Here is a 1,006-nt window from a genome sequence, read left to right as displayed (position 1 = left end):
GTACGGCAGCCTGAAATCGGATCAAGTGAAGCGGATGAAGGATCTTGAGACGGAGAACCAACGTCTCAGGCGGGCGATCGCAGATCTGACGCTGGACAAGCTGATCTTGCAGGAGGCGTCCCGGGGAAACTTCTGAGCCCCGCGCGCCGACGCGCCTGTGTCGAGCCCATCATGCTGACGATGAATGTCTCCGAGCGTCGCGCCTGCCGGGCGCTCGGTCAGCATCGCTCGACACAGCGCAAGGTGCCGCGGGGGCGCGACGACGAAGAGGCGCTGACGGCCGACCTCATCGCGCCGGCGGAGCGGTACGGTCGCTACGGCTACCGGAAGATCAGCGCGCTGCTGAAGGCGACCGGGTGGTTCGTCAACGACAAGCGCGTCGAACGGATCTGGCGGCGTGAGGGCCTGAAGGTCCCGGCCAAGCAGCCCAAGCGGGGGCGGATCTGGGACAACGACGGGTCTTGCATCCGTCTTCGCCCGGAATACCGCAATCACGTGTGGTCGTATGACTTCGTCGAGGCGCGCACGCATGATGGACGTAAGTTCCGGATGCTCAACGTCGTCGACGAGTTCACACATGAATGCTTGGCGATCCGGGTCGCCCGCAAGCTCAAGGCGGTCGACGTGATCGACGTGCTCTCGGACCTGTTCATCCTGCGTGGCGTACCGGGCCATATCCGTTCGGATAACGGGCCGGAGTTCGTCGCGAAGGCTGTGCAAGCTTGGATCACCGGCGTCGGAGCCAAGACAGCTTACATCACTCCAGGCTCACCGTGGGAGAATGGCTCCGTTGAAAGCTTCAACGCGCGGCTTCGCGACGAACTGCTCAACGGCGAGATCTTCTACACACTCAGGGAGGCGCAGATCGTGATCGAAAGCTGGAGACGTCACTACAACACCGTACGCCCGCACGCCTCACTGGGATACCGGCCGCCGGCACCAGAGGTGTTCATGCCAGCCTTCACCGCTTGGCCGGCTGCGCTCGCCCGACCAGCTCCACCGGCCA

At 63.7% G+C, this 1,006-nt stretch carries 1 pseudogene; it reads left to right on the top strand.

The features are described 5' to 3' along the window. Window positions 1-1,006: pseudogene (locus MKL11_RS15820) on the top strand (IS3 family transposase); the annotation flags it as partial.

It is taken from the genome of Methylobacterium sp. J-077 (assembly GCF_022829365.1).
Lineage (GTDB): Bacteria > Pseudomonadota > Alphaproteobacteria > Rhizobiales > Beijerinckiaceae > Methylobacterium.
Note: the sequence above shows the minus strand (reverse complement) of the source record. Positions and strands in the feature narration are given on the sequence as shown.